General features: G+C 79.1%; 1 pseudogene. It reads right to left on the bottom strand.

Annotated features, from left to right (window positions below):
• A pseudogene (locus EF918_RS38900) lies at nucleotides 1-320 on the bottom strand (hypothetical protein); the annotation flags it as partial.

Here is a 320-nt window from a genome sequence, read left to right on the forward strand (position 1 = left end):
CTCGAACCGGTCGGTGCGGCTGGTCCCTCCCGTGCGGTCCACCACCGCGGGGCGGTCGTCAGGGTCCGGCTCCCGCTCCTCCCGGGTGGCGCCGCGGGTGTCGCCGTCGACACCGGGTCCGGCGGGGCGGTGGGCGGCCTGCTCGGTCGGGGTGTAGGGCCCGCCGGCGTGTCCCGCCGCGCACGCGGCCAGCAACTGCCGGGCCTCCCCGGCGGCGAGCCGGCGTCGCGGATCCCGCTCCAGGAGACCCGTGACCACCGGGAGCAGCGGCCCCAGCCGGGCCGACGGCCGGATCTCCTCGTAGACGACGGCGTGCAGCA

The organism is Streptomyces sp. WAC06614 (assembly GCF_003949795.1).
Taxonomy (GTDB): domain Bacteria; phylum Actinomycetota; class Actinomycetes; order Streptomycetales; family Streptomycetaceae; genus Streptomyces.